This is a genomic window from Altererythrobacter xiamenensis (assembly GCF_900177715.1).
GTDB lineage: Bacteria > Pseudomonadota > Alphaproteobacteria > Sphingomonadales > Sphingomonadaceae > Erythrobacter > Erythrobacter xiamenensis.
In genome coordinates, this window is record NZ_FXWG01000002.1 from 308,257 (window position 1) to 334,067 (window position 25,811).

At 62.5% G+C, this 25,811-nt stretch carries 27 protein-coding genes; 6 read left to right on the forward strand and 21 right to left on the reverse strand.

Annotation, left to right across the window (positions count from 1 at the left end; all coding sequences use genetic code 11):
- Positions 1-3 precede the first annotated feature (3 nt).
- The 3 genes from CCE89_RS06785 to CCE89_RS06795 are packed head-to-tail and all read right to left on the reverse strand — an operon-like array spanning position 4 to position 2,974.
- Positions 4-801 (reverse strand): sugar phosphate isomerase/epimerase family protein, encoded by a 798-nt coding sequence (locus CCE89_RS06785; RefSeq protein ID WP_086437297.1) that lies wholly within the window; start codon positions 799-801, stop codon positions 4-6.
- On the reverse strand, positions 798-1,553 hold the full coding sequence (locus CCE89_RS06790) for an SDR family NAD(P)-dependent oxidoreductase (protein ID WP_086437298.1): 756 nt from the start codon (positions 1,551-1,553) through the stop codon (positions 798-800). The genes CCE89_RS06785 and CCE89_RS06790 overlap by 4 nt, the downstream gene beginning before the upstream one ends.
- Positions 1,550-2,974 (reverse strand): aromatic ring-hydroxylating oxygenase subunit alpha, encoded by a 1,425-nt coding sequence (locus CCE89_RS06795; RefSeq protein ID WP_086437299.1) that lies wholly within the window; start codon positions 2,972-2,974, stop codon positions 1,550-1,552. The genes CCE89_RS06790 and CCE89_RS06795 overlap by 4 nt, the downstream gene beginning before the upstream one ends.
- 115 nt (positions 2,975-3,089) lie before the next feature.
- Here CCE89_RS06795 and CCE89_RS06800 point away from each other — a divergent pair, with 115 nt between their 5' ends.
- Positions 3,090-3,623 (forward strand): VOC family protein, encoded by a 534-nt coding sequence (locus CCE89_RS06800; RefSeq protein WP_086437300.1) that lies wholly within the window; start codon positions 3,090-3,092, stop codon positions 3,621-3,623.
- A gap of 108 nt (positions 3,624-3,731) precedes the next feature.
- Here CCE89_RS06800 and CCE89_RS06805 read toward each other — a convergent pair whose 3' ends face one another.
- The gene (locus CCE89_RS06805; protein ID WP_086437301.1) at positions 3,732-4,541 is read right to left on the reverse strand and encodes a helix-turn-helix transcriptional regulator; all 810 of its coding nucleotides are present in this window, start codon (positions 4,539-4,541) and stop codon (positions 3,732-3,734) included.
- 139 nt (positions 4,542-4,680) lie between these two features.
- Here CCE89_RS06805 and CCE89_RS06810 point away from each other — a divergent pair, with 139 nt between their 5' ends.
- Positions 4,681-6,321: an AMP-binding protein gene (locus CCE89_RS06810; RefSeq protein ID WP_159456603.1), complete on the forward strand. Its 1,641-nt coding sequence runs from the start codon at positions 4,681-4,683 to the stop codon at positions 6,319-6,321.
- Positions 6,322-6,438: 117 nt separating this feature from the next.
- Entirely contained in the window at positions 6,439-7,176 is a 738-nt protein-coding gene (locus CCE89_RS06815) for a SpoIIAA family protein (protein WP_159456604.1), read from the forward strand.
- 48 nt (positions 7,177-7,224) lie between these two features.
- Here CCE89_RS06815 and CCE89_RS06820 read toward each other — a convergent pair whose 3' ends face one another.
- The 12 genes from CCE89_RS06820 to CCE89_RS06875 form a co-directional block, all read right to left on the reverse strand.
- On the reverse strand, positions 7,225-8,124 hold the full coding sequence (locus CCE89_RS06820; RefSeq protein ID WP_086437304.1) for an SDR family oxidoreductase: 900 nt from the start codon (positions 8,122-8,124) through the stop codon (positions 7,225-7,227).
- Positions 8,125-8,166: 42 nt separating this feature from the next.
- Positions 8,167-9,375, reverse strand: coding sequence for an acyl-CoA dehydrogenase family protein (locus tag CCE89_RS06825; RefSeq protein ID WP_086438010.1), 1,209 nt, complete (start codon positions 9,373-9,375; stop codon positions 8,167-8,169).
- 4 nt (positions 9,376-9,379) lie between these two features.
- Positions 9,380-10,159, reverse strand: coding sequence for a ThuA domain-containing protein (locus tag CCE89_RS06830; protein WP_234989984.1), 780 nt, complete (start codon positions 10,157-10,159; stop codon positions 9,380-9,382).
- Positions 10,160-10,163: 4 nt separating this feature from the next.
- Entirely contained in the window at positions 10,164-10,934 is a 771-nt protein-coding gene (locus tag CCE89_RS06835; protein WP_234989985.1) for an SDR family NAD(P)-dependent oxidoreductase, read from the reverse strand.
- Positions 10,935-12,092 carry a thiolase family protein gene (locus CCE89_RS06840; protein WP_086437305.1) on the reverse strand — a complete coding sequence of 386 codons (1,158 nt, stop codon included), beginning with the start codon at positions 12,090-12,092 and terminating at the stop codon, positions 10,935-10,937. It abuts the gene before it with no gap.
- Positions 12,089-12,517 carry a Zn-ribbon domain-containing OB-fold protein gene (locus CCE89_RS06845; RefSeq protein ID WP_086437306.1) on the reverse strand — a complete coding sequence of 143 codons (429 nt, stop codon included), beginning with the start codon at positions 12,515-12,517 and terminating at the stop codon, positions 12,089-12,091. The genes CCE89_RS06840 and CCE89_RS06845 overlap by 4 nt, the downstream gene beginning before the upstream one ends.
- Positions 12,518-12,528: 11 nt before the next feature.
- The gene (locus CCE89_RS06850; protein ID WP_086437307.1) at positions 12,529-13,605 is read right to left on the reverse strand and encodes an acyl-CoA dehydrogenase family protein; all 1,077 of its coding nucleotides are present in this window, start codon (positions 13,603-13,605) and stop codon (positions 12,529-12,531) included.
- The gene (locus CCE89_RS06855) at positions 13,602-14,840 is read right to left on the reverse strand and encodes a cytochrome P450 (protein WP_086437308.1); all 1,239 of its coding nucleotides are present in this window, start codon (positions 14,838-14,840) and stop codon (positions 13,602-13,604) included. Before CCE89_RS06855 ends, CCE89_RS06850 begins: the two co-directional genes overlap by 4 nt.
- 123 nt (positions 14,841-14,963) lie before the next feature.
- Complete coding sequence (locus CCE89_RS06860) at positions 14,964-15,341, reverse strand: limonene-1,2-epoxide hydrolase family protein (RefSeq protein WP_086437309.1); 378 nt, start codon at positions 15,339-15,341, stop codon at positions 14,964-14,966.
- On the reverse strand, positions 15,338-16,123 hold the full coding sequence (locus CCE89_RS06865) for a ThuA domain-containing protein (protein WP_086437310.1): 786 nt from the start codon (positions 16,121-16,123) through the stop codon (positions 15,338-15,340). The genes CCE89_RS06860 and CCE89_RS06865 overlap by 4 nt, the downstream gene beginning before the upstream one ends.
- Positions 16,123-17,133, reverse strand: coding sequence for an NADP-dependent oxidoreductase (locus CCE89_RS06870; RefSeq protein WP_086437311.1), 1,011 nt, complete (start codon positions 17,131-17,133; stop codon positions 16,123-16,125). The genes CCE89_RS06865 and CCE89_RS06870 overlap by 1 nt, the downstream gene beginning before the upstream one ends.
- 31 nt (positions 17,134-17,164) lie before the next feature.
- On the reverse strand, positions 17,165-19,309 hold the full coding sequence (locus CCE89_RS06875; RefSeq protein ID WP_086437312.1) for a molybdopterin-containing oxidoreductase family protein: 2,145 nt from the start codon (positions 19,307-19,309) through the stop codon (positions 17,165-17,167).
- Between the two features lie 129 nt (positions 19,310-19,438).
- Here CCE89_RS06875 and CCE89_RS06880 point away from each other — a divergent pair, with 129 nt between their 5' ends.
- Positions 19,439-20,440, forward strand: a complete 1,002-nt coding sequence (locus CCE89_RS06880) for an NADP-dependent oxidoreductase (RefSeq protein WP_086438013.1) — start codon at positions 19,439-19,441, stop codon at positions 20,438-20,440.
- A gap of 42 nt (positions 20,441-20,482) precedes the next feature.
- Here the strand turns inward: CCE89_RS06880 and mobA are convergent, their stop codons facing one another.
- The 3 genes from mobA to CCE89_RS06895 are packed head-to-tail and all read right to left on the reverse strand — an operon-like array spanning position 20,483 to position 21,777.
- A complete protein-coding gene (mobA, locus tag CCE89_RS06885; RefSeq protein ID WP_086437313.1) occupies positions 20,483-21,007 on the reverse strand; it encodes a molybdenum cofactor guanylyltransferase in 525 nt (174 codons plus the stop codon).
- A 12-nt stretch (positions 21,008-21,019) separates the two neighbouring features.
- A complete protein-coding gene (locus CCE89_RS06890) occupies positions 21,020-21,361 on the reverse strand; it encodes a putative quinol monooxygenase (protein WP_159456605.1) in 342 nt (113 codons plus the stop codon).
- A gap of 2 nt (positions 21,362-21,363) precedes the next feature.
- On the reverse strand, positions 21,364-21,777 hold the full coding sequence (locus CCE89_RS06895) for a nuclear transport factor 2 family protein (protein ID WP_086437315.1): 414 nt from the start codon (positions 21,775-21,777) through the stop codon (positions 21,364-21,366).
- A 147-nt stretch (positions 21,778-21,924) separates the two neighbouring features.
- Here CCE89_RS06895 and CCE89_RS06900 point away from each other — a divergent pair, with 147 nt between their 5' ends.
- A complete protein-coding gene (locus tag CCE89_RS06900; RefSeq protein WP_200810306.1) occupies positions 21,925-22,740 on the forward strand; it encodes an SDR family NAD(P)-dependent oxidoreductase in 816 nt (271 codons plus the stop codon).
- A gap of 21 nt (positions 22,741-22,761) precedes the next feature.
- Here the strand turns inward: CCE89_RS06900 and CCE89_RS06905 are convergent, their stop codons facing one another.
- Complete coding sequence (locus CCE89_RS06905; RefSeq protein WP_086437316.1) at positions 22,762-23,538, reverse strand: SDR family NAD(P)-dependent oxidoreductase; 777 nt, start codon at positions 23,536-23,538, stop codon at positions 22,762-22,764.
- A gap of 107 nt (positions 23,539-23,645) precedes the next feature.
- Between CCE89_RS06905 and CCE89_RS06910 the strand changes: the two genes are divergently transcribed.
- A complete protein-coding gene (locus CCE89_RS06910; RefSeq protein WP_086437317.1) occupies positions 23,646-25,277 on the forward strand; it encodes an FAD-dependent oxidoreductase in 1,632 nt (543 codons plus the stop codon).
- A gap of 5 nt (positions 25,278-25,282) precedes the next feature.
- Here the strand turns inward: CCE89_RS06910 and CCE89_RS06915 are convergent, their stop codons facing one another.
- A complete protein-coding gene (locus tag CCE89_RS06915; RefSeq protein ID WP_086437318.1) occupies positions 25,283-25,810 on the reverse strand; it encodes a VOC family protein in 528 nt (175 codons plus the stop codon).
- Position 25,811 lies beyond the last annotated feature (1 nt).

Here is a 25,811-nt window from a genome sequence, read left to right on the forward strand (position 1 = left end):
GACTTATCCGCGCGCGTCGAGCCACGCCCGGCTGGTCCGGTAAACTTCCGCAGCGCGCTCCTTGAGGTCGGGAAAGGCCTCGCGCAGAGCAGCAGACCGCTCCTCAACCGCCAATGGCAAGTCATTGGGCAGGGCATCCATCATCGCCCCTAGCGGCAGCCCACCCTGACCCAGCGGCATGCGGCGATTGATCGCATCGTCGATCACCGCGTCGGCATCGCCCAGATCAGGTGCATCTGCGGGCGCATCGCATGGCTGGCAATAGCTGAGCCAATCACGCGGGATTACGGCAAGGTCCTCCGCTGTCCCACCGGAGCGCGCCCAGTGCAGCGTATCGACCAGCAGCGCCTTGGCATCGCCATCGACCTGTTCAACTATCGCCGACGCTGCGTGGATCGTCTTGACCTCGGTAAACACCCCGAACTCGAGATTGACCCGCACTCCGGTTCCCTTGGCCCGATCGACCAACAGCTGGAGCTTTGCAGCGGTGGCAGCGGAATCGGGGTCGGAAGACACGCACAGCAGGTTGCGCGCGCCCAGTTCGGCAGCGATTTCGACCAGTTCGGTGAGCCACGGGTCGGGCGGGCCGGGCATGATCCAGGCCACTTCGAGATCGAGCAGGGGGAGGCCAGCATCGCGCGCCTGCTGACGGATTGCTCGTGTGGTTGCCGGGGTCCAGCTGTCACGCTCGGCCCACATCCCGCCAAAATCGAATTGCGCCGCGGCGGCCGCCTCAACCAGTTGGGCAGGGCTTGCTTCGGGCATGATCCCCGCCGCCATCGACAGGAGCCTGCGCGTCACAGGGTCTGGCCGTCATCCAGCACGAAATCGGTTCCGGTCACGAATTCGGCTGCATCCGAACACAGGAAGAGCAGCGGCGCATCCAGTCCTTCTTCGTCCATCAATCGCCGCTTGGGAAAGCGCGCTATCTGCTTCTTGCCTGGCTCGGTCTCGAACCAGTCTTGGTTGATGGCAGTGCGAATATAGCCGGGCGAAATCGTGTTCACGCAGATGCCATGCCGCGCCCATTCGCGCGCCATGCTGCGCGCGGCCTGTTTCACACCCGCCTTGCTCGCCGAATAGGCGACGAGACCGGGCGAAGGCTCGAACGCGGTAATCGAAGCGATCAGCACGATGCGCCCCTTGGTCGTCCCTGCCGCAATCATGCGTTTCGCGCCTTCGCGAGCGGTCAGGATCGCACCCTTGAGATTGATCGCGAGCGTCCGCTCGATTTCGTCCTCGGGCATGTCGGCGATCATGCCTGCGCCGTCGACCCCGGCATTGGCGATGACCGTATCGATCGTCCCGAATGCCTCTTCGGCGGCATCGAAGCCTGCAATAATGTCCGCCTCGCTCGCCACGTCCATCTGCACCGCGCGGGCACGCTCGCCGATTTCGCCGGCGAGCGCCTCGAGACGGTCGGCGCGCCTTGCACCCAGTGCGACATTGGCGCCGCTTTCGGCCAGGATCCGACCGAAACGCGCACCAAGCCCGGACGATGCGCCGGTAATGAGTGCATTGCGCCCACCGAGGTCAAACCCGAATTGGCTCATGCGGTCTTGGGCAGTTCACCGTTGATGTATTTCATCAGCGTCGTCTGGAAGTGACGAACACGGCTGTCCTGATAGGCACCCAGTTCCATCTCTCCATCCTTCATCGCCTTCATGCCTGTTTGGACATGCGGGAGATTGGCCATGTCCTGATCGAACACGCCAGCAAGTTGCGGACCCATGATGTCCGCCGCCCAGGCGAAGGGCTCGTCATCGGGAATATAGGTCCGCTCGACCGAGCGCGGCCGCTCCTCGCCCTTGGGCGTCGGGAACAGCAGGCGGATCTCCATGATGCACCAGTCGGGCGTGTCGCCCGGCAGCCAGCGATAGACCAGCGTCGGAAGGAAGCCGATCCACGGAGAGAAGTTCGGGAAGATATTGTAAGTGAAATTGTCGAGGATCTCGGCGTCCGAGGCATCCGAGTAATCGTAGCCATATTGCTCGGTGAAGCCCTTGCGGCCCGCTTCTGCCAGCACCTTGCGCGCGGCGAGCTGATCTTCCGGATCGAACTCGTCCGTGCCGGCGCCCGCGGCAAAGCGGCGGTTGGTGCTTGCGTCGGCACCGCCCGAAAACTCGTTCATCTTCTCGAGAACGTAGTTCTGGTCCTTGCCATAGAGGTGCGGACTGAGGACGCCCGAAGGGGTGATCGCCCGGTTGAAGTGATCGCCGATGTGATCGTAGCGCGAGTTCGCATCGCCGAGGAACGGCAGCAGTTGCGGGTGCGTGGTAACCGAGTGCCAGGCTTCCATGAACGCCTCGGCAGTCGCTTTCCAGTTGGCGGGGATCTTCTTCGCCACCCACATGCCGGTGTAGCGATTCTCGAAATCATAGCGTTCGTAATGGTCGGCAGCCGGGCCAAGCCAGGTCTTGAAGTCCGGCAGATCATGATTCTCGGTGATCATGACGAAGCCCTGCCACAGCTCCACCCGGGCTTCCGGAAGGTCGATATCCTTGCCTTCGAGATGCTTGAAATCCCATTCGCACGGGATTTCCTTCAATGACCCGTCCGTTTTCCATGTGAACCCGTGGAAGGGGCAGCGGAACTGGGTGGAATTGCCGCTCTTCGTACGCAGTTTGCGACCGCGATGGAGGCAGGCGTTGTAGAAGGCCCGCACGCTTCCGTCGCGCTGGCGGGTGACGAGGAAGCTCTTGTCGTTGATCTCGAATACGACGACATCGCCCGCATCGGGCAGTTCGTCTTCGCGCGCGGCGAAGAGCCAGACGTTGGGCCACATCTTCTCGCGTTCGAGCTGCGCGAACTCTTCGCTGATATAGGGTTCTACCGGCAGAGGATCGTTGGGCATGTCTGCCACGGTTTCCTCGAACAAATAGTCGGGCGGAGTGCGCGTGTCGCCCTTCAGCATTTCCGTGTAGTCCATGCCCGGGCAGCGATCTTCGCGTGCGATGTTCTTGATTTCGTTCATGGCGACCAGCCCCTCCTCTTGGGCTTCTCCTCGCAATTTACGCAGTGTCGATTTACGCTTTTATCGCACAACTGTCTTCCATCTGATCCTATCGGATTGAAGAGGAGACCGGGACATGGCGAAAGCAGGCGGATTGGCAGGACTGGGCGAAGTGATGCAGCTAGCCTTCGTGCCGGACGATTTCGACGCGGCGATCAGCTACTGGACCGAGGTAATGGGGGTGGGCCCGTTCTTCCTGATAGAGAACATTCATCTCGACGGAATGAAGTACAAGGGCCAGGCCACCGAGGCGACATTCACGCTGGCGCTCGCCTATTGGGGCGATATCCAGATTGAGCTGATCCGGCCCGAGAATGACGCGCCCTCCATCTACTCCGACGATTATGCCGCGACCGAGGGCGTCCATCATGTCTGCATACTGACAGACGACATCGCTGACGCTCGCAAGACGTGCGAGGCGCAGGGCGCGGAGGTCGTGATCGAAGGCAAGTTCGGCGCGAGCGAGGTGATCTATGTCGATCCCGGCAGGGGTACCGGGCACCTCGTCGAAATCCTGCAGCAGGACAATGACGGCCCCGACCTCTTCGCCATGATCAAGCAGGCTGGCGAGAATTGGGACGGCAGCGAGCCCGTGAGAACGCTCGGTTAGTCACAGGAGCGCGCATGGCCTGCAAGACCGTAGGCCGTCCGGTCGGGCTTGCGGCCCGGCGAGCCGATGCTTCAATAGCTTCGTAGAGCCCGCCGGCGACGCGCGAAACTAGCTATTCGCGCCCAGGTAACCCAGCTGCCCGGCCTTGAAAATCGTCTGCGCACGATTGACCGAATCGAGTTTCTCGCCCGCCCGGTGAATGTGATAGCGGATCGTGGCGTGCGACCGTTCGAGGATCATGCTGATCTCCTTGTCGGTCTTTCCGATCGCTGCCCAACGCAGACATTCGACCTCGCGCTTCGACAGGACGCAATCCGAAGGGATGCGCCGCGTGGTGCGGATCGCCTGCACGTAGCCTGCGATGAAGCGTCGCGTGATCTGCGAGAACAGCGAGCCGAACAGTTCGAACTCCTGGCTCAAATCATCCTTCTCGCGATCGAGGCTGATGAAGCTGTTCGCCGAAATCTGGCCGAAGGGCAGATGCACGGGGATCACGATCGCGGCCTTGCACAGGGAACGCTTCTCGAAATCGGAAAGATCGATTTCCTCGAGATAGGAATTGCGCCAGCGCATGTGGAATCCCTGCTGGTTGATCCAGAAGGGTTCGCTTTCATAGCGGCATGCTCTGGGCAGGGGAGAACTGAGGGCGAGCCGATGATCTTCCCACCAACGCTCTCCGTCGGCGATCCAGCCGAAAATGTCTGCGTTCAGAACCGTGCCATCGCTGTCGAGCATCGTTTCCTTCGACGAAATATCGTCGCAAACGGAAACCTGCATGCCGCGCTCTTCAGCGATTCGGGCAAGCGCAACAGCGGCATCGTGAATATCCTCGGACGAGCGGATGGTCACCGCTTCGAGCATCTCGTCGAGACTTTCGCGCCCACGGGGGTTGTGCAAATCAACGACATTCGTGGCCATAGCCCAATGTCCTTTCCTCTCTCCGTCAGGCGCCGATACACCCACAGTGCGGCAACCTGCCTCTTCATTTCTTCAGGCGCTCTTCACGGCCCCGTTCTCTAGAGTAAAGCCTATCAGACATGAGGAGGCAAGGCGAGTCATGACATGGCGCGGTGAGAATTTCGGGTTTGCGCTCAAGGCGTTGTCGCAGGCAATCGAACCTGAAAGGCCCGCTTTGATCCACGGCGACAGGATCGTGACCTGGGCCGAACTCGATTCGCTTACCGACTCCATCGCTGCCGGGCTTGCCGCGCTAGGTTTGAAGCCCGGCGACGTTGCCGGGCAGATGCTGCGCAATACGCCCGATTACATGCTCGCCTATTTCGGCTGCGCGAAAGCGGGCGTGACCCCGGTCAATGTGAATTACCATTACAAGGACCGCGAGCTTGCCGACATTTTCGAGCGATTCGGATTGAAGGCACTCTTCGTTGAAAGCGATTTTGCCGCCAGCGCCCAGGCGGCCATGCCGGACGATGCCTTGCCGGTGATCGACGTCGGCGCCGATCAAGGCACCTGGCAGGACCTCCTCGGGACGCAGCCACCCGCCGGCTTTGCAGTCCATGATGACCGCCAGGCGCTCTTCTTCACCGCTACCGGCGGCACCACCGGCATGCCGAAGGCGGTAATGTGGCCTTTCGAAGAAGCATGGCAGGCGTTCGGCATCTCGGTCTGGCAGCGCGGGATGGGCGAGCCGCCCTTCGTTGCGACTTCGATGGAAGACCATGCCGCAGAGGCGGGTCGGATCACGCCGGATCATCCCGCATCCAGCGCGCCCACGCTCTTGCTCAGCCCGCTGATGCATGGCGCAGGGCAGTTCTCGGCCGTGATTCAATTGCTCAAGGGCGGAACGCTGGCGATGCTTCCGGCCGAACGCTTCGACGCGGACCTTGCGATCGACGAGGTCGGTCGGCTGGGCGCGAAGAACCTGTTCATCGTCGGCGACGCCTTTGCCCTTCCGCTGGCCGATGCCCTCGACAAGCGATCCGATGGCAGCGAGGCCATCGCCAGCCTGCGCATGATCGGCTCGTCCGGTGCGATCTTCTCCGAAAGCAACAAGAAGCGACTCATCGCGCACAATCCGAACCTCGTCATTTTCGATGCGCTCGGATCGAGCGAGAGTTCGGGCACTGCGGTGGTCATTACGACCGCAGCGGGGTCGAGCGGCGGCGGCAAGTTCCAGGCTCTGCCGGGACGCGAGACCAAGCTGTTCGACGAAAATCTCGAGGAGGTGAAGCCGGGCTCCGACGGTATCGGCATTGTCGCCCGCTCCGGCCCGCTGCCGCTCGGCTATCTCGGCGAGGACGAAAAGAACGCGCAGACCTTCCCGGTGATCGACGGCACGCGCTATCTGATGACCGGCGACCGTGCGCGGTGGAGCGCGGACGGCACGCTCGAGTTCATCGGGCGCGACAATATGTGCATCAATACAGGCGGCGAGAAAGTCTTCCCCGAGGAAGTCGAGGCGGTCCTGCAGGACCATGCGCAGGTCAAGGACGTGCGCGTCGTCAGCCTTCCGGACGAACGGTTTGGCCGCAAGGTGGTGGCGGTGGTGCAGCCCGAGGGCGAGGCGCAAGGTTGGGCGGAGGGGCTGGCAGAGGTGCTCGATTCAACGGCACGCGAGGGGCTCGCAGGCTACAAGATTCCGCGCGCCTATTTCTTCACCGAAGAGTCGCTGAGGCTCAACAACGGCAAACCGGATTACAAGACCGCGCAGGGCATTGCGGATAGCGCGGGTAGCTAGAGTTTACCGGGCGCTGCAATGCAGTGTGGAGGTGCGAATTTGATCCTGCGCAAAGACCGGGGCGGGCCCGAGGCGTAATTTCGACTCGGAATGAGGATGTCAGGAAAGGGCCCGAGCATGATCGACATAGACACAACGCATCCGGGGATCGTCGTCCTGAGCCCCGAAGGTGCCCTGTCGGAGAAGGATTTCGCCGACCTCGCCGCGGCGATCGATGGCCACATCAACGAAACCGACAGCGTCCCCAATCTGGTGATCCGCGTCGACAAGCTGCCGCATTGGGACAGTCTCGGCGCGCTGTCGCGCCACTTCCATTTCGTGAAGGTCCACGGAAAGATCGTGTCCAAGGTCGCGATAGTCGGCGATTCCCCTCTGCTTGCCCTTGGTCCCGAAGTTGCCGGTCATTTCGTCAAGGCGAGCGTCCGGCGCTTCCCGGCGAAAAAGTTCGAGGATGCGAAGGCCTGGGCGCTGGCCGCGGGCGACGATCCCGGCCGCTTCGAAGTGATCGAAGGCTTGCCGCGCGATGTCGTCGCGGTGCGGGCAATAGGGATCATCACCGCCGAGGATTATCGCGAGACACTGGTGCCGCTGGTCGAGGAAAAGCTGAAAGAGCACGACATCCTCAAGCTGATGTTCGTGATGGGCGATGACTATGCGACCTTCGCCGGCGATGCTGCCTGGGAAGACACCAAGTTCGACCTGAAGCACTTGCGCGACTTCTCGCGCATCGCGGTGGTGACCGACGTCAATTGGGTGACGAAGACGATGAAAATCTTCGCGCCGGTTCTACCCTACGCGCTGAAGGTTTTCCCGATGGCCGAGCTTGAAGAAGCGAAGAGCTGGATCAAGCGATAGCGCCATCGCCTGCAGGCGCAGTCGATCCCGCCACAGCGCCTCGCCCGGTTAGCCGGTACTGCGCTCCGACTTGTCCTTGGCATTGGTGCCCTTGATCATCGCGCGCAGGCCTTCCCACTCTTCATCGCCAAGCCCCTGCAGGGTCGACCAGAAGGTACCGCCCGTCGCCTGGTAGCCGGCACCGTCGATAGCGATGGTCTGGCCGTTCACATATTCGGCGCCCGGACCCATCAGGAACACCGCGAGATTGGCCAGCTCGTGCATTTCGCCGTGGCGGCCCATGGGGTTGATCTCGTTGTTCGAATTGCCGCCGCGTCCGCCGGGCGAGAGTCGCGCACTCATCCCCTTGGTTGGGAAAAGGCCCGGCGCGATCGCGTTGAAGCGCATGTTGTAGCGGCCCCACTCGACCGCGAGGCTCTGCGTCATCGTGTTGATCGCGCTCTTCGACATGGCGCTGGGCACGACGAAGGCCGACCCGTTCCACACCCAGGTGGTGAGGATCGAGAGGACATTGCAGCGCCCCTTCTCGGCGATGATCCGCTTGCCGACATTATGCGTGACGTAGAAGGTTCCGCGAAACACGATATCGGCGATGGCGTTGAAGCCGTTGACCGACAGGTCCTCGGTCCGGCTGATGAAATTGCCTGCGGCATTGTTGACCAGACCGGTTAGCGGACCGTCCTGCCAGATCTGGTCGATCATCGCGTCGATCGCATCGGCATCGCGGATGTCGCAGGCGATGGCCTTCACAGAGCCGCCATGCGCATCCATCAGTTCCTGCGCCGTTTCGTCGAGCTTGTTCTGGCGCCGGCCGCAGATGTAGACATCGGCCCCCAGCTTGAGGAACGCCTCGCTCATTTCGCGCCCCAGGCCGGTGCCGCCGCCGGTCACGAGAATGCGCTCGTCCTTCATCAGGCCGTCGCGAAACATCAGCTGGGAAATATCCATCGAAGGGCGTCCTTATGTGTCTGGGTTTGTTGGGCGGAACAGTCAGAGACCGAGGACGGTCTTGGCAATGATATTCTTCTGCACCTCGTCCGAACCGCCGAAGATGGTTGCGGCACGACTGTTGAGATATTTGCCGAGCGACACCTGCGCGGCTTCGCTGCCGACCGGTTCGGGCGCTTCATTGCCGTAAAGCGGCCGCTCCCACGGCAATTGCATGGCGTCATAGCCGAGCAGTTCGAGCCGCAGCGTGTCGACTTCCTGACCGATATTGGACCCGATCATCTTGACCAGCGAGGTCTGCGGGCCGGGCGCGCGGCCCTTGGCAAGATCGGCAAGAATGCGCAGTTCGGTCACTTCCAGCGCCTCGGCTTCGAGCCTTGTGCGCGCCAGCTTGTCCCGGAACCGGGGGTCATGCGCGACCGCGCCGTTGACGCCCGAGGGCTGCTCGCGCGCGGTCTCTTCGAGCCAGTCGATGCTCTTGAGAAGGCGCGGTGCGTAGCATGAACCGCCACGCTCGTTTTCGAGCAGGAACTTGGCGATGGCCCAGCCTGCGCCTTCCTCGCCGATGCGGTTCTGGGCCGAGGTCCGGGCGTCGCTGAAGAAGACCTGATTGACCTCGTGGTCGCCCGACATCGACATGATCGGCGTCACTTCCACGCCCTCCTGGTCCATCGGTATCAGGAGGAAGGTGATGCCCTGCTGCTTCTTGCCGCTGTTATCCGTACGCACGAGCGCAAAGATCCAGTCGGCGTGGTGGGCATGGGTCGTCCAGATCTTCGATCCGTTGACGACATACTCGTCACCTTCCAGCCGCGCGGTGGTCTTGAGCGAAGCCAGATCGCTGCCCGATCCCGGCTCGGAATAGCCCTGGCACCAGTAATCATCGCCCGACAGGATGCCGGGCAGGAAACGTTCCTTCTGTTCGGGCGTGCCGAACTCGCAAATCACCGGCCCGACGAGGCGCAGGCCGAGGATCGACAGCGCCGGCGCGCCGGCGAGCGCGCTTTCCTTCTCGAAGATATAGCGCTGCACCGGGGTCCAGCCCGTGCCGCCGTTTTCTTTCGGCCAATGCGGCGCGACCCATCCTTTTTCGTTGAGAGTACGGTGCCATTCCATCCCGATGTCTGGCTCAACGAAAACGCCGGGCGTGCGGCGCGCGCCATCCTTCAGCCGTTCGGGTAGCTTCTCCTTGACGAAGCTGCGCACTTCCTCGCGGAAGGCCAGATCTTCTTCGGAAAACTCCATATCCATGATGTCAGGCTCCATCCCTCGCGGTGTCTCTCATCGCCCAGGCTATCGAGCGCCGGAGCAAGTCATAATACACGTCATAGTTCCATGCGCACATTTCCTTGTGCGGATAGAAGTCCTGCATCCCGGGCAGATCGTAATGGCCGCGGCAATGGCCGAGCGTGTTGTAGACGATCCGGCCATCGCCGATGTCGCGGGTGTAGAGGATCGGCACCGCAGTCTTTTCCCATTTTTCGTCGACGAAGCCGGTCGCCTCGCCTTCGAAAGTGGTCTGCATCAGCGTGTCGATCTCGGCCGTGGTTTTCGACAGGTAGAGTTCGTCGACCACTTCGAAATCCTCGATACCCCGGGTCAGCTCGTGATCCTTGTTGACCACCTCGACGGGGAAGGGGCCAATCGGCGGGTGCGCCTTGAACTGTGTGCCGAGCATTTCCATCACATCGGGCCGGTCGTTCGGCGCATCGACCAGTCCGTCTTCGGTGAACACGAGGATCGAGTTGGTGCCGTGCAAGGCGAGCCATTTGCCGCCCGCCTCGATCCACGCGCGAAGCTGCTTCGCTTGTTCCTCGGTCGGCATCAGGTCGCAGGTATAGGTGATCAGGAAGCGGCACTGGTTGAGTCGCTCGAGACCCGAATAATCGCAAGCCACCGTCGTGCGGATATGCGGGTGTTCGGCAAGCAGCTTGAGCACTTCGAGCCGCGGGTAATCGATATCGTGATATTTGCCCGCCGCGATGAAGTGCGCGTCGATCCTCTGCGCCGGCTGGGTGGTGTTCGCTTCGGCCAATTCCCTAACTCCTGATGCTGCCGCCGCCATCGACGGTGATGTCGCAGCCCGTCGTGAAGCTGGATTCGTCGCTTGCCAGCCATAGCACTGCACGCGCGACCTCTTCGGGTTCGCCGATCCGGTTCATCGGATGGGTCGCTGCGAAATCGCGCTCGATATTCTCCGGTTCGTCCGCACCCGAGAACTTGTAGCGTTCATACATCGGCGTGCGGATCGCGCCCGGATGGACCATGTTGGCGCGGATCGGCACACCGCGCTCGGCGCAATCGAGCGCGACCGAACGTGTGAGGCCCAGAAGCCCCGCCTTGGACGCGCTATAGGCGGCGACGAATGCCGCCGCGCGGATCGCAATCATCGAACCGATATTGACGATCGCACCCGGCTCGCCGCTTTTCTCCATCACGGGAAGCGCGGCGCGCATTCCGTAGAACGGACCGTTGAGATTGATGTCGATCGTCCGCTCCCAGGTGTCGAGCGTGCCGTCGACGACATTGCCCGGCTCCGAGATGCCCGCGATGTTGCACAGCACGGTAAGCTTGCCGAAACGCTCGACCGTCGCTTCGACAGCCTTGTGCCACTGGTCGAGATCGCGCACGTCGAGTTCGAAAGCTTGCGCATTCTCGCCCAGCTCGTCGGCCAGCGCGCGCGCCTTGTCGATCTGGACGTCACACAGCATGACGCTGCCGCCTTCCGCGACGATCATCCGCCCCACGGTGGCGCCGATACCTTCGGCACCGCCGGTGACCAGGGCCACCTTGTTCTGCATCTTGCCCATTCAGCGCTCCAGAATTGCGACTGCGGATAGGCCCGGCGCGCCATAGACGTGGCTGTAGCCGGTCTTGGCACCTTCCACCTGCCGCTCGCCAGCGCGCCCCCGCAATTGCTGCACGTTCTCGTAAACCTGGCGGAGGCCAGAGGCGCCGATCGGCTCGCCGCAGGCGAGGCAGCCGCCATCGGTGTTGACCGGCAGCTTGCCGCCGATTTCGGACCAGCCATTGGCGAGCCATTCTTCCTGCTCGCCATCCTTGCAAAAGCCGTTTTCGGCCATATGCATGATTTCCGCGCCGCTTTCGGTGTCCTGCAGCTGCGCGACATCGATATCCTCCGGGCCGATGCCCGCGCCTTCGAAGGCCGCCTGTGACGCGAGCACAGTGGGCTTTCCGCCCTCCTTGACGCTGACGCCGGCCTGGAAGACTTCGAAACTGTCCGGCGGACGAGTCTTCACCGCGACCTTGGCGATCCTGACCGAGCCATTGTTGTTGAGAGCGCCGAGTTCCTTCGCCTTCTTTTCGCTGGCAAGGATCAGCGCAACGCCTCCTTCAGCAGGCGCGCAGAACATGTATTTCGTCAGCGGATCGTTGATCATCGGCGCGTTCATGATCGTTTCGAGATCGATCGGGCTGCGCCGCCAGGCATGCGGGGTGATCGTGCCGTTGCGGAAAGCCTTTTCCGCGACCCGCCCCAGCGTTTCGCGGCTGATCCCGTGCAGCTGCATGTAGCGCTGGATCTTCAATGCGAAGAACTGCGTCGTCAGCATCATGCCGGTCTGACCGTACCATTCGGGCAGGCCGTATTCGGAGGGCTTCGCGTTGAACGCTCCGCGCGGATGCTTGTCGAACCCGACCGCGAGAGCGAGGTCGTAGAACCCGCTCGCTATCGCCATTTGCGCCGAGACGAGCGCGCTGCCGCCGGTTGCGCAGCCATTGGCTACATTGGTGAAGGGCAGGCTGGTCAGACCCAGCTCGTTGACCATGATGTCGGCATTGCCCGCTGCGGCAGAGCCGCCATAGGCGCATTCGATGTCGGTCCATTCGAGGCCCGCATCCGCCATCGCCTCGCGCACAGCATAGACGCCCTGCTCGCGACCCGAACGGCCATCCGTGCGGCCGAAGGGATGGATGCCTGCGCCGATAATATAGACGTTCTCGCTCATGCGGCTTTCTCCGCGCCTTTGAGGGGGCGGAAGGCATAGGTCGTATGCTCCGCATTGAAGGGTACGATGCAGAATTCCATCGGCATGCCGAGTTCGAGTTCGTCGAGCGTCGCATCGACGATCCGGCTTTCCACGATCACTTCGCCGGGCAGCTCGACATAGCCCAGAAGGAACGGCTGGAAATCCTGCGGACCTTCATTCTCGCCCGATCCCGGCCCTTCGTACGGCTCTTTCGGAAGGAAGCCCTGGCTGGTCCAGCTCCACAGCTTGCCATGCCTGGACAGCTTGTAAGGTTCGACCTCATTCGCGGCATCGCCTTGAGGCATGGGAAAGACGATCTCGCCCGAGGGCAGCCTGCCGCCCATCAGGTGCGGTTCGCCATTCTCGCTCCAAAGCTCCGGATCGATCGGGGTAAGTGCGTTCATCGCGGGGCTCCTCAGGCGGCCTCGGAATAGTGGGTGAGAGCGGTGGCCGTGTCGCCGAACAGGCGGGACAGCACCATTGCGCGCTTCATCGCATGGCCGATGGCGAGTTCGTCGGTAACGCCCATCCCGCCATGCATCTGGACCGCTTCCCGCGCGACCATATCGACCTGCTCGGCAATGAAGGCCTTTGCGCCCGCAGCCGCGCGCTGCCAGTTCTCGGCATCATCGCGGTCGCTCAGCGCCGCGCGGTAAAGCATCGAGCGGACTTGTTCGATCCGCGCGTAGCACTCGACGAGGCGATGCTGGATCGCCTGGAAGCTGCCGATCGGAACGCCGAATTGTTCGCGCTCCTTCACGTAGGTGAGCGTATCGTCGAGGAGGCGCTGGCCGAGCCCGGCCAGTTCGGCCGCCGCGAGAAGGTTCGTGTACGCCACGATCTGCGCGAATGCCTTTGCGCCGAGCGAAAGCCGGTCGCTTTCGTCAATTGCGACCGCGTTGAAGCGCACTTCGCCCGACACGCTGCCGTCGGCGAGCCGATAGGTTCTGAGGTCGACCCCATCGCGGCTTTTCTCGAGCAGGAGAAAGACCGTCTCTCCACCCTCGGAGGCTGTCACGATCAGGCTGTCGGCAATCCCTGCGCCAAGCACGAAGGTTTTCTCGCCCGAAAGTTTGCCGCCTTCGAGTTTCGTCTGTTTCGGCGTCGTGCTGTAGCGTTGCTGGCGTTCGGCCCAAGCGAGCCCCACGATTGTGTCGCCGGCGAGCACTTCGGCGAGGGCGTCCACGCGCCCGGATGTTTCGAGGATTCTCGCAGGTAGCACGCCATTCTCGAGCCAGGGTTCGGGAGCATTCGCCTTGCCCAGCGCCTCGCCGACCAGAGCGAGATCAATCGGCGAACCGGCCATACCGCCTGCATCCTCGCCAGCTGCAAGTGCGATCAGCCCGAGTTCGGCCAGCTCCTGCCAGCGCGCGCGGTCATAGCCGCCGTCGGCCTTGCGCAGCTTGCGGCGTGCCTCGACATCGATCGGAGCGCAGAACCGCTCGACCGTCGAGCGAAACATCTCCTGTTCTTCGGAAAGGTCGAAGTTCACGAAGCTACCTCATAGGTGATTGGCAGGCGGGTCACCCCGCGCAGCATAATGTTGGGCAGGACGGTAATGGCGTCCTCGTCAGCAAGCTGAAAATTAGTGAGGCGCTCGAGCAGTTCATCGAAGGCGACGAACATTTCCTTGCGGCTGAGCATGTTGCCCACGCACATATGCGGGCCCTTGCCGAAGGCGAGATGCGCGCGCGCATTCTTGCGCTCGATATCGAATGCGTCCGGGTTCTCGAACTTGGCCGGATCGCGGTTGGCGGCTGCGTAGCGGACCTGCAGCATCGAACCTGCCTTGATCTGCTCGCCGCCCAGCTCGACGTCCTGTTTCACAACGCGCCAGATCCCCGCGCTGGGCGATTCGTAGCGCAACATTTCCTCGACCATGTTCTGGATCAGCTTGGGATTGCGCCCTCCGGCAGCCTCCTTTGCCTTCGCCATCTGGTCGGCATTGCGGATCAATTGCAGGAGCCCGCCCGCCATGGTCGAAGTGGTTGTTTCGTTCCCGGCGACCATGAATTGCTGCATGATCGACATGATTTCCTCGTCGGTCAGCGGCTTTTCGCCTTCGACACGCGCTTCGACGAGATCGGTCAGCAGATCGTCGCCGCCATTCTCGCGGCGATCGTCGATCAGGCGTTTCATGTATTTCTGGTAATCGACGAAGCTGCGCGCACATTCGAGCTCTCGTTCGCGGCTTATGAGCTGGCTGAAGCGGTCGACCGCCGCGTCCGACCATGCCTTTACCTGCTTGGGATCGTTGTCGAGCCCGATCTGCTGGGCGATCATTGCGACCGGCAGCGGAATGGCGAAATCCTCGACGAAATCGCCGCTGTTTTTCTGCGCCATCTTTTCGATCAGATCGATTGATTTGGCGCGCATGTCCTCCTCGATTGCATTCACACGCGGAGCCGAGAACGCGAGATTGACGAGCTTGCGGTTGCGCGTGTGCACCGGATGGTCGGCCGTCAGCAGGGTCGGCGGATTGTCCCAGCCCTCTGCGAGGATCGCGTTGATCTCGTCATCGTCGGCACCCATCAGTGCTGCGAAGTCGTTCGAATAGATCTCCGGCTTGGCGGTCACTTCCGAAACGAGATCGTAGGAATAGACGACCCACGCGTTAGCCTCGGCCACGAATTCGAGCTTCACGCCCGCCTCATGCACCTGGCGGTAATAGTCGAACGGATCGACCAGGATTTCAGGCGCAAACATATTGCCGGCCGGCTTATTCATGAGCGTGCTCCGTTGGTCCCTCTCACAAGGACTGATTTCTAGCCTCTCGAAGGGGCGCGAAGCGATGCGTGAAAGTGTTAGGAAACGCCGGTGCGCGCCTAGTCAATTGGGCAGTCGGCCCACTCAGCCGCCTCCGAATTCTCGCTGGAACTGGCCCATGTCGAAATAGTCGCGCCAATGGGCGATCCTGCCCTCTGCGTCGATTTCGAACGTGCCCATGACCGGTAGGGCCGCGCGGCCCCCGTTCTTGAGCTGGAACGCGTCGACCCGTTCGGTAAGGACCGTTTGCCCGTTGGCAGCGATTGAGTGGATTTCCCATTCGCACGACTCCACCGGCCCCATGAAACCGTCGACCGCCTCGCGCATGGCGGCGCCCCCCTTGATCGGCTCCATCGGGATATTGTGCCAAACGATATCGTCCGCGCACATCGCGTACATCGCGTCCATATCACCGTTGTTCCAGTGTGCGATGAACGCTTCGACGGTCTCTGTAGGGGTCATTCGCTTTCTCCTGATGTGTAACGAAGAGCGTTGGCGAGCATCTTGCGGACATGCGGATTGCGATAGGTTTCCGGCCCGTCGCCGAACTGAAGATAGACGAGCGGCGCGTTTCCGACGCGACGTTCCCATGCGACGAGGTTCGAACCGGCGGGATGCTCCCAGCCTTCGTTGGAGAACATCTCGCCCGCCACTGCCTTTGCAGCCGAATAGAAGTTGTCGCGGGTAAAGGCGTGTTTCGCCCGGACGAGGGGTGTCACCGCGCTTTCGTCGACCTGTGCCAGATACAATTCGTCGGTCAGAGCAAAATGCGTCGGCACGCCTTCGGTTACGGGATGCCCGGCGACGACGTCGGCTTCGTAGGCGACATCGTGGCGATAGCCCGAATCCGGCACCTGCCTGCCGTTCCACTCGCCTGGTTGGTAGAGAAAGCGCCCGCCGAGCATGTCCGCCCATTCGGGCCACTCGGCCCATCCGGCAAGCGAATGATGCATCGCGACCGCGCCCTTTCCCGCTGCAAAGCGGCGACGAATTGCGTCTTTAAAGCCATCGGAAGGCGGGCGCGTTCGGACCTGTTCGTCTAAAAACTCGTAGCCGCCCATGTCGTAGAACAACAGCGCATCGGCCTCGTCCGCCACGCCGGCTGCAACAGCCTCTTCGGCTTCGGGATGGACGAGGTGGCCGACCTCCCAATCGCCCAGCGCCTTCGCAAGCGCGTTGATCAGCTCGTCGAAGGGCTCCTCTTCATAGGGATGGCCTCCCGAGAGAACGAGCAGCCGTTTCATCAGGCGATCTTGAGGATCATCTTGCCCTGGTTCGTACCTGCGAACAGCCGCATGAAGCTGTCATAGGCATTCTCGAGGCCTTCATCGACTTGCTCTTCCACGACGAGTTTGCCCGCAGCCGCCCATTCGCCCATTTTCGCTGCGCCCTCGCCGAAACGCTCGACATAGTCGGAAACGAGCAGGCCCCTGATAGAGGCGCGCTTGACGATCAGCTGCCAAAGGTTGCGCGCACCGCGCGGATCGGTGTTGTATTCGCTGATAAGGCCGCACAGGCCGACCCGTGCGCCCAGGTTGAGATTCATGAGGCCCGCGTCGAGGATAATCCCCCCGACATTTTCGAAGATCATGTCGACCCCATTGGGCGCCGCTTCGGCGATGGCTTTCGTCAGCGCTTCCTCGTCCTTACCCTTGTAGTCGATCGCGGCGTCGAAGCCGTATTTGTCCGTCAGCTTGGCGCATTTCTCCGGCCCGCCTGCGATGCCCACCGCGCGACAGCCATGGATCTTCGCGAGTTGTCCGACCAGCGATCCGACCGCGCCAGCGGCGCCTGTCACCAGCACGGTGTCGCCCTCCTTGGGCTCGCACACCTCAAGAAACCCGAAATAGGCGGTCATGCCGACCGCGCCGAATATCGAGAGATAGTTGGTGACTTCGGGCACGAGCGATGGGTCGATCGGCTGGGTGAACCCGCCCGCCTGGCTGAGCGAATAATCCTCCAGCGCGTGGAGCCCCATGACCCACTGGCCTTTCTCGAAGCCCTCGGCGCGGCTTTCCTCGACCACGCCGATGGTGCTGGCGCGCACCGGATCGCCCAATGGGATCGGCGGCATGTAATTGCCCTCTGCATCCATCCAGCCGCGCATCGCCGGATCGAGCGAGGCGTAGTGGTTGCGGATCAGGAATTGCCCCTCGGCCAGATCGGGCGTCGGCTCCGTGACAAGCTCGAAATCGTCGCGGACGGGCTCGCCATCTGGGCGACGCTGGAGGAGGAAGCGCCGGTTGTCGGGCATGGAAAATCCTTTTCTCGTTTTTCTTTGATCTTCAGGCCGTAGCGATCCGAACCGGAATTGCGCTTTGCAGCGCCTGTCCGGTGATCGGATCGTAATCGACCTCGTCGCTGGTCAGCCGATTGGTCGAGCCGCCCATCTCGCGAACATTGTGCTTGCCCGCCTCGCTGTCACCAAAGGCGTGCGCCATCGAGATCAGCCCGCGCCGCACGCGGTCGCTCGGCTTGGCGACGCCATGGATCGTGGCATGGGCGGAAGCGATCTCGATCACGTCGCCTTCCTCGATACCCTTTGCGGCCATGTCGTCCGGGTGGATGTAGGCCGGGTTGGTCGTGACTGTCAGGCCGAGCTTCTTGAGCGGCTGCCCGATCGAGTTGAAGCGACCCTTCGACCGCCGCGAAATGAGCTTGAAATCGAAACCGTTCGCAGCGGCCCCGTTCGCTCCGTAGCGTGTCAGTTCGGTCGGCATCGCGCCCGCTGCCAGGTCGAAGCGGTTCTGCGCGTCGGGATCTGCCGGCTCCACGATCGGATGCAGTTCGTTATAGACCACCGCTGCGCCGCCAGCCTTTGCCGCATCCTTGCGGACCTGGCTCGGCGGAACGAGGCATCCGGCGGTCATAAGGTCGAGGAAGACCTCCTTGGGTGGCGGCGTGTCGCCATCCATCGGGACAGGACCACCTGCGAGTTGCAACTGGAGCCCGAGGTTCTTGGCGAGGTGCCAGAACATTGCGTATTCGTCGATCACGTCACCCGGCGGCTCTGCCAGCGCTTCGGTATACCGCGCGTAGGCTGTCTCGTGCCACCATTCGGAAAGGTTGGTGATGTCCTCGCGCTCGAGGCACTGGCTCGGCGCGAGCACGACGTCGGCGCGCTTGGCGCTCGCGCTCATCCAGGGGTCGATCTGGACGAACAGCTCGAGATCGTCGAGCGCCCTGCGCATCTTGAGCTGGTTGGGGAAGCCCACTTCGGGATTGCCTCCGACCGAGATCAGCGCGCGGATCTGGCCCTCACCCGGAGTGAGGATTTCGTCGGCAAGCACGTTGCACGGCATTTCGAGGCCGAGCTGGCCAAGCCCGCGGAAGCGCGACTTGTTCATGCCCGGCGCGCCGAACATCGGCACCGGGTCGGCGACCTGCGCGCGGGTCGGCGCACGCGGCGTGGTGAAAACACGCGGAGCCGATGCCCTGTCGCCTTCCTGGATGAAGCGCGCGCAAATCGTGTTGAGCGCGGTGACGAGATATTCGGTCAGCGTGCCGTTGCCCGCCATTTCGGGACCGGTACCGGTCACCGCGCAGCCTTTCGATCCACCGGCGAACATCCGCGCGGCGGCGACCAGCTGGTCTTTCTCGACACCGGCGCGTTCGGCCGCGACATCGGGCGTGAACTCGGCGACGGCCTCCTTCAGCTCCTCGACCCCGTCGACATAGGCGTTGACGAAATTGCGGTCGTAAAGCTCTTCCTCGAAAATGACGTTGAGCATGCCCGCGAGCAGCGCCGGGTCCTCGCCCGGCTTTACCGGCAGGTAGATGTCGGCGAGCTGGCCGACCTCGGCGAGCCGCGGATCGGCGACGATCAGTTTCAGCCCTTCCTTCTGCCGGTCGCGGATACGCTTCGACGGACTGAACGGCGGTACCCCGCCAACCGGCGCATAATGCGATACGATCGGGTTGTTGCCGATGAACAGCGCGACGTCGGCGTCGGAGAAGTTGTTCACCCCGCCTTCCCACTTGCCATAACGAGCGGTGGTGAAGACCTTGGCAGGCTGGTCGAGCGTGACGGAAGTGAAGAAATGCTTCGAACCGATCGCCTGCGCGAAGCTGTGGCTCGCGGCCCAGGCTGAGCTGTTCTGGTAGCCGCCCGAACCCATGAAAACGGCCACGCTGTCAGGGCCGTATTTGTCGATGATGCGCCTCAGCTCGCCGGAGACGTGCGCCAGGGCTTCCTCCATCGGTGTTTCGCGAAACTCGCCGTCCTCGCTGCGGACCAGAGAATGGTGCAGGCGGCTTTCCGAATTGTGCGAATCGGGAAGCTCGCGGCCCTTCTTGCAGGTGTAGCCGCCATATTCGGGATCCTCCGGATCGCCGCGCACGGATTTCACCTTTCCGTCTTCGACATCGACTAGCATCGCGCAATTGGCATGGCAGAAGCGGCAGAAAGTACGGTGAGTTTGGATGCCCATGTGATCTCTCCTCGATAAGGGAAGATACCAGACACGGCAGAGCCTTCGACTGACACTTTTGTCCGTGGAGCGGCAGAGGCTCACACCGCATTAGGCGATGGCTGATAAATGGAAGAGGAAGCGCGTCTCATGTCGACCACCACCCGCCAATGGCTCTTGAACGGACACCCGCGCGGGCGGGGTATCGAAGATGGCGACTTCAAGCTGGTCGAAAAGCAGCTTGATGATCCGGGCGAAGGCGAGATGCTGCTCGCGACCCGCTACCTCGGCTTCGATCCGGCGCAGAAGGGCTGGATGGAGAACATCGCAGACTACGTCGCCCCGATGAACCTGGGCGATGTCATGCGCGGCAGCGGGATCTGCGAAGTCGTCGCCAGCAACAACGGCAAGTTCGCTGTCGGTGATTTCGTGTTCGGCACCACCGGCTGGAGCGAATATCTGATCCACGACGGAGAGGGGCTGACCAAGGTCGAAACCGAGCTATCGCCGACCGCGGTCCTGTCCGTGCTCGGCACGACCGGCGTCACTGCCTATTGCGGGCTGTTCAAGATCGGCAAGCCGGTCGCGGGCGACACGGTGCTGGTTTCCGGCGCGGCAGGCGCGACCGGATCGGTCGTCGGCCAGCTGGCAAAGATCGCGGGATGCCGGACGGTCGGCATCGCGGGCGGCCCCGAAAAATGCAAATGGCTCGTCGAGGAAGCAGGCTACGACGCCGCAATCGACTACAAGGCGGGCGACGTAAAATCACAGATCAGGGAGGAATGTCCGCGCGGCGTCGATGTCATCTTCGACAATGTTGGCGGCAAGATCCTCGATGACATGCTCGCCAATATCGCCACCGGCGCCCGCGTGGTCGTGTGCGGCGGGATCAGCCGCTACGTATCGGGCGGCACGCCCACGGGGCCGGGCAATTACTTCAATCTCATCTTCCGCCGCGCGAGCATGGCGGGCTTCATCGTGACGGACTGGGCGAGCGAGTTCCCTGGCATCCGCCGGCGGCTCGAAGGCTTCGTCCAGAGCGGCAAGCTCACATATCAGGAAGATATCCAGGAAGGTTTCGAAAACGCGCCCGATACGCTCAAGCGGCTGTTCGTGGGCAAGAACCGTGGCAAGCAGATGCTGAAATTGTAGCGAGAAGCTAGGGGGCGCGGGCGGCAAGGCCCCAAGCCCAGATCAAGCCAGATCTTCGGGCCGATTGATGTTCATCAGCGGCGGGTCGAAGCGCACCATTCGCGCACCCGCCTCCTCGGCAAATCCATAGAGCGCGCGCCCGTCATCTGCGAGAAACGCTTCGAGTTCTTTTCCGATGGCAACTGGCCAAAGCCCGACCACCGGCTGGCTCTGGACGATGGCCGAACGGTGTAGCGACAGCGTCTCCGCCGCGAGAATCTCTGCAAGATCCGGCGGCAGGTTGGGAATGTCGCAGCCTGCGCTCAGCACCGCATCGAAACCCTGCTCCTCTGCGTAGTGCAGCGCTGCGTTGAGCCCGCCGAGCGGGCCGAGATCGGGCGCAGGCCGGTCCGGAACGCAGGTGTAGCCGGGTTCCTCCCGCCCGCACACGATAACGGCATCACATTGCGCGGAGAGCGCCTCTGCAACCCGGTCGATCAGGCGGAAACCTTCGTAGCGGGCATGCGCTTTGTCGCTGCCGAAGCGGCGCGCCTGCCCGCCTGCGAGAATGGCGCCGAGTAGTTTCAGTGCACCTGTCCTTCAGTCAAATGCTTCGGTGGCCTGTCCTTCTTCATTGTAGACCGGACCTTCCGCATCGACACGGTATTTCTTGCTCACGGCCGAGGTGAGGCCGAACTGGCCGACATGATCGCGCATGCCGATATAGGCCGGGTCCTTGAAATGCGCCGCGAGCGCCTCCTCGCTTTCCCATTCCTCGAACACGTTCACCCGCGCCGGATTGTTGAGGTCGGCGCTCCAGTCATAGTGGATGCACCCCTCTTCGGCGAGGGCCGCATCGATCCACTTCTGCGCGCTGCGCAGGGCTTCGTCGCGCTGCGCCGGGTCGAGATCGATCTGCGCTGAGATAAGGATTTTGGCCAAGGTTAGTCTCCCGATGGATTGTATTCTGCGACGATCTGGAACTTGCGATGGGTGAACTGCCACTTGCCATCGATCTTGCCGAGCTCGTCCTCGTAGAGCCCGCCGACGACGCGCGTTTTGCCGTCCTTCATGTGCAGGATTTCCTGCGTCTGCACGCGGCTGGTTGCAGTGTCGCCGGTGACCTCGATCATGCAAGGCACGCAATGGAAGCTCACCGCTTCCAGCCCGGACATCGCCTGTTCCCAGAACCCGACGATAGCATCCCGGCCTTCGAACATCTGGCCGAAGAAGTCCCAGGTCGCGTTCTCTGCCCAAACGGTGCCCCAGGTCGCGGCATTCTTGCGCACGACCCCGTCGGCATAAGTGCCGTTCAATTCGGCGATCTCCACGCGGTCTTCGAGCGGTCCTCTGAACATGGTCGTTTCTCCCGTAACTGCTCCGGCTATCCCCCTCTCCGGCGCCAGCGACAATGGACACTTTTGGGAAGGGAGTTTGTCCGGGCGAGGGTCTATCGAAGAGCCTGATGACGGATAGCTACGGCAAGAAAACGGAGGAGAGATACGATGGGCCTGATGGAAGGTAAGACCGCAGTCGTGCTGGGCGCGGCGAGCAAGGACAACATGGGCCAGACGATCGCTCGGCTATTCGCCAGGGAAGGCGCGACAGTGCTGGTTTCCGGGCGTCATGAGGAACCGCTGGCCGCGCTGGCTGACGAGATCGGCGGCCACTACGCGCTGTGCGACATCACCAAGCGCGCCGATGTGCAATCGCTTGCCAGGACGGCAGCCGAGAAAATGGGCCGCGTCGATGCCGCGATCAACTGCAGCGGCTGGGGCCTGCTCGCGAGCATGCTCGACACCACCGAAGAACAACTCGACCAGATTACAGACCTGCAGTTCAAGGGCGTTCACCATTTCCTGCAGGCTTTCGTCCAGGTGATGAAAGACCAGGACCCGCAGGGCGGCTCGCTGATCTCGCTTTCCTCCGCCACGACCAAGGCGCTGATCAACAACCACGCCGCTTACATTGGGACAAAGACGGGTAGCGAGGCCTTGATCCGCTGCGTCGCCAACGACTTCGGGCAATACGGGATCAAGGCGAATACCGTGTCGCCAGCCTTTACCGAAAGCCCGATGACCAGCGATGCTTTCGGCACGCCCGGTCTCGTCGATGCATTCCTGCCGAAATATCCGCTCGGAAGGCTCAATACGAGCGAGGACGTCGCCGAAGCCTGCCTGTGGCTATGCAGCGACCGCGCGTTCGTGACGGGTCAGAATATCCAGCCCAACGGCGGCGTGACGCTGCGCGGCAATCCGCAGGCGGTCGATATCGAGGCAGCCGTCGGCGCGGCGATGGCCAAGGCCGAGCAGGAAAGCTAGCCGCGCCGCGCCGGGATTACCCTAATACTGCGCAGTTCCCCCGTCGACGCTGATCGCCGCACCGGTAATGCCGGCACCCTCGGGTGAGGCGAGCAGCAGCGCGACCGCCGCGACTTCCTCGACCGTGTTGGGCCGCTTTATTGCGCTTTCGGACGCGAACATCGCGATCATCTCGTCGAACTCCATGCCCATCGCCTTCGCGGTGGCAGGACCGTTGTTTTTGATGATGTCGGTGACGACGAGGCCCGGGCAGATACAGTTGGCGGTCACGCCCAGCTCGCCCACTTCGCGCGCGAGTGACTTGGTCATGCCATTCACCGCATGCTTGGCCGCAGTGTACGCCGTGAAGATCGGCTTGCCGTGCTTCCCCTCCATCGAGGACATGTTGATGATCCGGCCCCACTTGTTGGCGATCATCGTCTTGAGCGCCCGGCGCGAGGCCCAGAAGGTCGAATAGACGTTCCACTTCATCGCCTCGTCGAAGGTTTCGTCGCTCAGATCGACCATCGGCTGGAGGTCGCCCGCGCCGCCTGCATTGTTCACCAGGATATCGATCGTCCCGAAGCGTTCGACGGTCTTGTCGATGAATCCTTCGACATCGGACTGGTTCATCACGTCGCCGGAAACGAACAGACCATCGTCACCTGCGCCCATTTCCTCGAGCACCTTCGCGCCTTTCTCCGGATTGCGCGCGAACAGCGCCACCTTCGCGCCTTCCGCCAGGAACGCCTCGGCGATCCCCCGTCCCAATCCCGCCGTGCCGCCGGTGATGGCTGCGACTTTACCTTCGAGCTTCATTGACCTCTCCTTCGAGCTTGAACTCGGAAATAGAGAGGTCGGCGCGCGAACACACCTTGCTAAAATGAGCAATTGTAGCGGAGAGAAGATAGCGCCCAGAAGGCCCTATGCAGGAAGTCGATGTCATAGTGCTCGGATGCGGGGCGGCGGGAATGACCGCCGCGCTCGCCGCCCACGAAACCGGCGCCGAAGTCGCCATAATCGAGAGATTCGACCGGATCGGCGGCACCTCCGCCGTATCTGGCGGGGTGATCTGGGTACCGGACAATCCGCGCCAGCGCGCTTCCGGCCTGAGCGACAGCCGGGAGGAGGCGCTGGCGTACTTCAAGGCGCTCGATCACGGCGACCTCGTCGATGAAACGCTCGAAGCCTTTGTCGATCGCGGTCCCGAAGCGCTCGCGTTTCTGGAAGACATCGGCGCGCTCAAGGTCGCCCTGCTCGATGGCTATCCCGACTATTACCTCGACCGGCCGGGAGCCAAGCCGGAAGGCGGACGCGCGCTCGACCATGACCTTTTCGCTCTGGGCGAACTCGGCGAATGGGCCGGCAGGATCACCGCGATCGAAGAGCCCAAGCCGATGATGTTGCGCGAAACGCCGCTCGGGGGTGGCAACGGTCTCGTCGATCCGGAGGAATTGCAGCGGCGCATGGCCAATAACGAACGCGGTTTCGGCCAGGCGATGGTCGGGCGGCTGCTCAAGGCTTGCCTAGAGCGTGGGATCGAGCCGATACTGGGGGTCGAAACGCGCGCGTTGCTACGAGACGGAGATCAGGTCACCGGCATCGAGGGCGTACGCGGCGGCGAAGCGTTCGAATTGCGCGCGCGCCGCGGTGTCGTGATCAGCACCGGCGGTTTCGAATGGGACGAAGAGAAGCGGCAGGCATTCCTGCGCGGGCCGATGGATGCTCCTGCCAGCCCGCCGACAGCCCGCGGTGACGGACTCTCGCTTGCCATGCAGAGCGGGGCGAAACTCGGCAATATGACGCAAGCCTGGTGGGCGCCGACGCTGGTGGTGCCCGACAATCCCTGGCCCGAAGACCAGTTTGCGGGCGAACAGCGCGCCATGCCCGTCCTGATCGAGCGGACGGTGCCGCATTCGCTGATGGTCAACCGCAAGGCGGAACGTTTTTGCAACGAAGCAGCGAATTATTCGGCGCTGGCGGGTGCCTTCCACCAGTTCGATCCGCAGAGCTACGATTATCCCAACCTGCCCGCATGGCTGATCTTCGATGAAAATTATGTGGAGCGCTATCCGATCGGGCCGCGGCTTCCCGGCCAGCCTGTGCCCGACTGGGTGACGCGTGCGGATACCCTCGGCGAGCTGGCGGAGTCGATCGGGCTCGACGGATCCACGCTCGAGGCAACCGTTTCGCGCTTCAACGCGCATGCCGAGGCCGGTCACGACCCGGATTTCGAGCGCGGCACCAGCGCCTACGATCACTTCTACGGCGACCGCAGCCGGGACGGTACGGCGGTGACGCTCGGTCCGGTGGCGCGCGCGCCATTCTATGCGGTGGAGATCCGCATGGGCCTGCTTGGCACCAATGGCGGGGCGCGCACCGATGGCGCGGCGCATATCCTCGGCCATGATGGAGAGCCGATTGCCGGGCTGTTCGGCGCGGGCAATGCCATCGCCTGTCCGACTGGTGGCATCTATGCGGGAGCAGGTGGCACGCTCGGCCCGGCGCTGACCTTCGGCTATATCGCCGGACGCAGCGCGGCGCGGGCGAACGCCTGAAGAAATCAGCCGAGTTCGCGGATCGGATCGCTTCCGTCCCAGCCCTCTGCCGCCTCTCGCACCATCGCGTAGAAACCGCGCAGGCTTTCGCCGCCTTCATAAATTTCGACCATGTGGCCGAGCGTGTCGGTGGCATCGAGGAAAGCGAAATCGGTTCCGAACTCGGTGGTCGAACGCTGGGCGAGCGGCATGCCCTTCTCTTCGAAACGGGCGATCGCGCCGTCCATCTCCTCGACGAAGACCGACATGTGGTGCAGCCCCCCGGCACCGGCCGCAGGATACATGTCGCGGCAGGCGCTCGGCCCGCCATTATGCTGGGTCAGGAACTCGACCATGACATCGCCCCACTGGCCATAGGCCGAGGAGTGATCGAACGTGTGGCTAACGCCGCGATGCACGCTTCTGGTGAGCGGGATGTGCCGCAAGGTGAAGAATGGCCCCGAACCGAAAGCTGCGCTGTGAGCAAGCGCGGCCTGGTCTATATCGGGCGTGTAATAGGCAATCTGTCGGATCGGATATCCGGCGATCTGCATA

Coding starts and splice junctions, on each gene's coding strand:
- CCE89_RS06800 (WP_086437300.1), top strand. CDS start 3,090: ATGGCGAAAGCAGGCGGATTGGCAGGACTGGGCGAAGTGATGCAGCTA.
- CCE89_RS06900 (WP_200810306.1), top strand. CDS start 21,925: ATGGGCCTGATGGAAGGTAAGACCGCAGTCGTGCTGGGCGCGGCGAGC.
- CCE89_RS06915 (WP_086437318.1), bottom strand. CDS start 25,810: ATGCAGATCGCCGGATATCCGATCCGACAGATTGCCTATTACACGCCC.
- CCE89_RS06845 (WP_086437306.1), bottom strand. CDS start 12,517: ATGAACGCACTTACCCCGATCGATCCGGAGCTTTGGAGCGAGAATGGC.
- CCE89_RS06855 (WP_086437308.1), bottom strand. CDS start 14,840: ATGAATAAGCCGGCCGGCAATATGTTTGCGCCTGAAATCCTGGTCGAT.
- CCE89_RS06815 (WP_159456604.1), top strand. CDS start 6,439: ATGATCGACATAGACACAACGCATCCGGGGATCGTCGTCCTGAGCCCC.
- CCE89_RS06840 (WP_086437305.1), bottom strand. CDS start 12,092: ATGAGCGAGAACGTCTATATTATCGGCGCAGGCATCCATCCCTTCGGC.
- CCE89_RS06860 (WP_086437309.1), bottom strand. CDS start 15,341: ATGACCCCTACAGAGACCGTCGAAGCGTTCATCGCACACTGGAACAAC.
- CCE89_RS06905 (WP_086437316.1), bottom strand. CDS start 23,538: ATGAAGCTCGAAGGTAAAGTCGCAGCCATCACCGGCGGCACGGCGGGA.
- CCE89_RS06910 (WP_086437317.1), top strand. CDS start 23,646: ATGCAGGAAGTCGATGTCATAGTGCTCGGATGCGGGGCGGCGGGAATG.
- CCE89_RS06835 (WP_234989985.1), bottom strand. CDS start 10,934: ATGGGCAAGATGCAGAACAAGGTGGCCCTGGTCACCGGCGGTGCCGAA.
- CCE89_RS06895 (WP_086437315.1), bottom strand. CDS start 21,777: ATGTTCAGAGGACCGCTCGAAGACCGCGTGGAGATCGCCGAATTGAAC.
- CCE89_RS06825 (WP_086438010.1), bottom strand. CDS start 9,375: ATGGATATGGAGTTTTCCGAAGAAGATCTGGCCTTCCGCGAGGAAGTG.
- CCE89_RS06795 (WP_086437299.1), bottom strand. CDS start 2,974: ATGAACGAAATCAAGAACATCGCACGCGAAGATCGCTGCCCGGGCATG.
- CCE89_RS06810 (WP_159456603.1), top strand. CDS start 4,681: ATGACATGGCGCGGTGAGAATTTCGGGTTTGCGCTCAAGGCGTTGTCG.
- CCE89_RS06805 (WP_086437301.1), bottom strand. CDS start 4,541: ATGGCCACGAATGTCGTTGATTTGCACAACCCCCGTGGGCGCGAAAGT.
- CCE89_RS06880 (WP_086438013.1), top strand. CDS start 19,439: ATGTCGACCACCACCCGCCAATGGCTCTTGAACGGACACCCGCGCGGG.
- CCE89_RS06820 (WP_086437304.1), bottom strand. CDS start 8,124: ATGGATATTTCCCAGCTGATGTTTCGCGACGGCCTGATGAAGGACGAG.
- CCE89_RS06870 (WP_086437311.1), bottom strand. CDS start 17,133: ATGCCCGACAACCGGCGCTTCCTCCTCCAGCGTCGCCCAGATGGCGAG.
- CCE89_RS06865 (WP_086437310.1), bottom strand. CDS start 16,123: ATGAAACGGCTGCTCGTTCTCTCGGGAGGCCATCCCTATGAAGAGGAG.
- CCE89_RS06875 (WP_086437312.1), bottom strand. CDS start 19,309: ATGGGCATCCAAACTCACCGTACTTTCTGCCGCTTCTGCCATGCCAAT.
- CCE89_RS06790 (WP_086437298.1), bottom strand. CDS start 1,553: ATGAGCCAATTCGGGTTTGACCTCGGTGGGCGCAATGCACTCATTACC.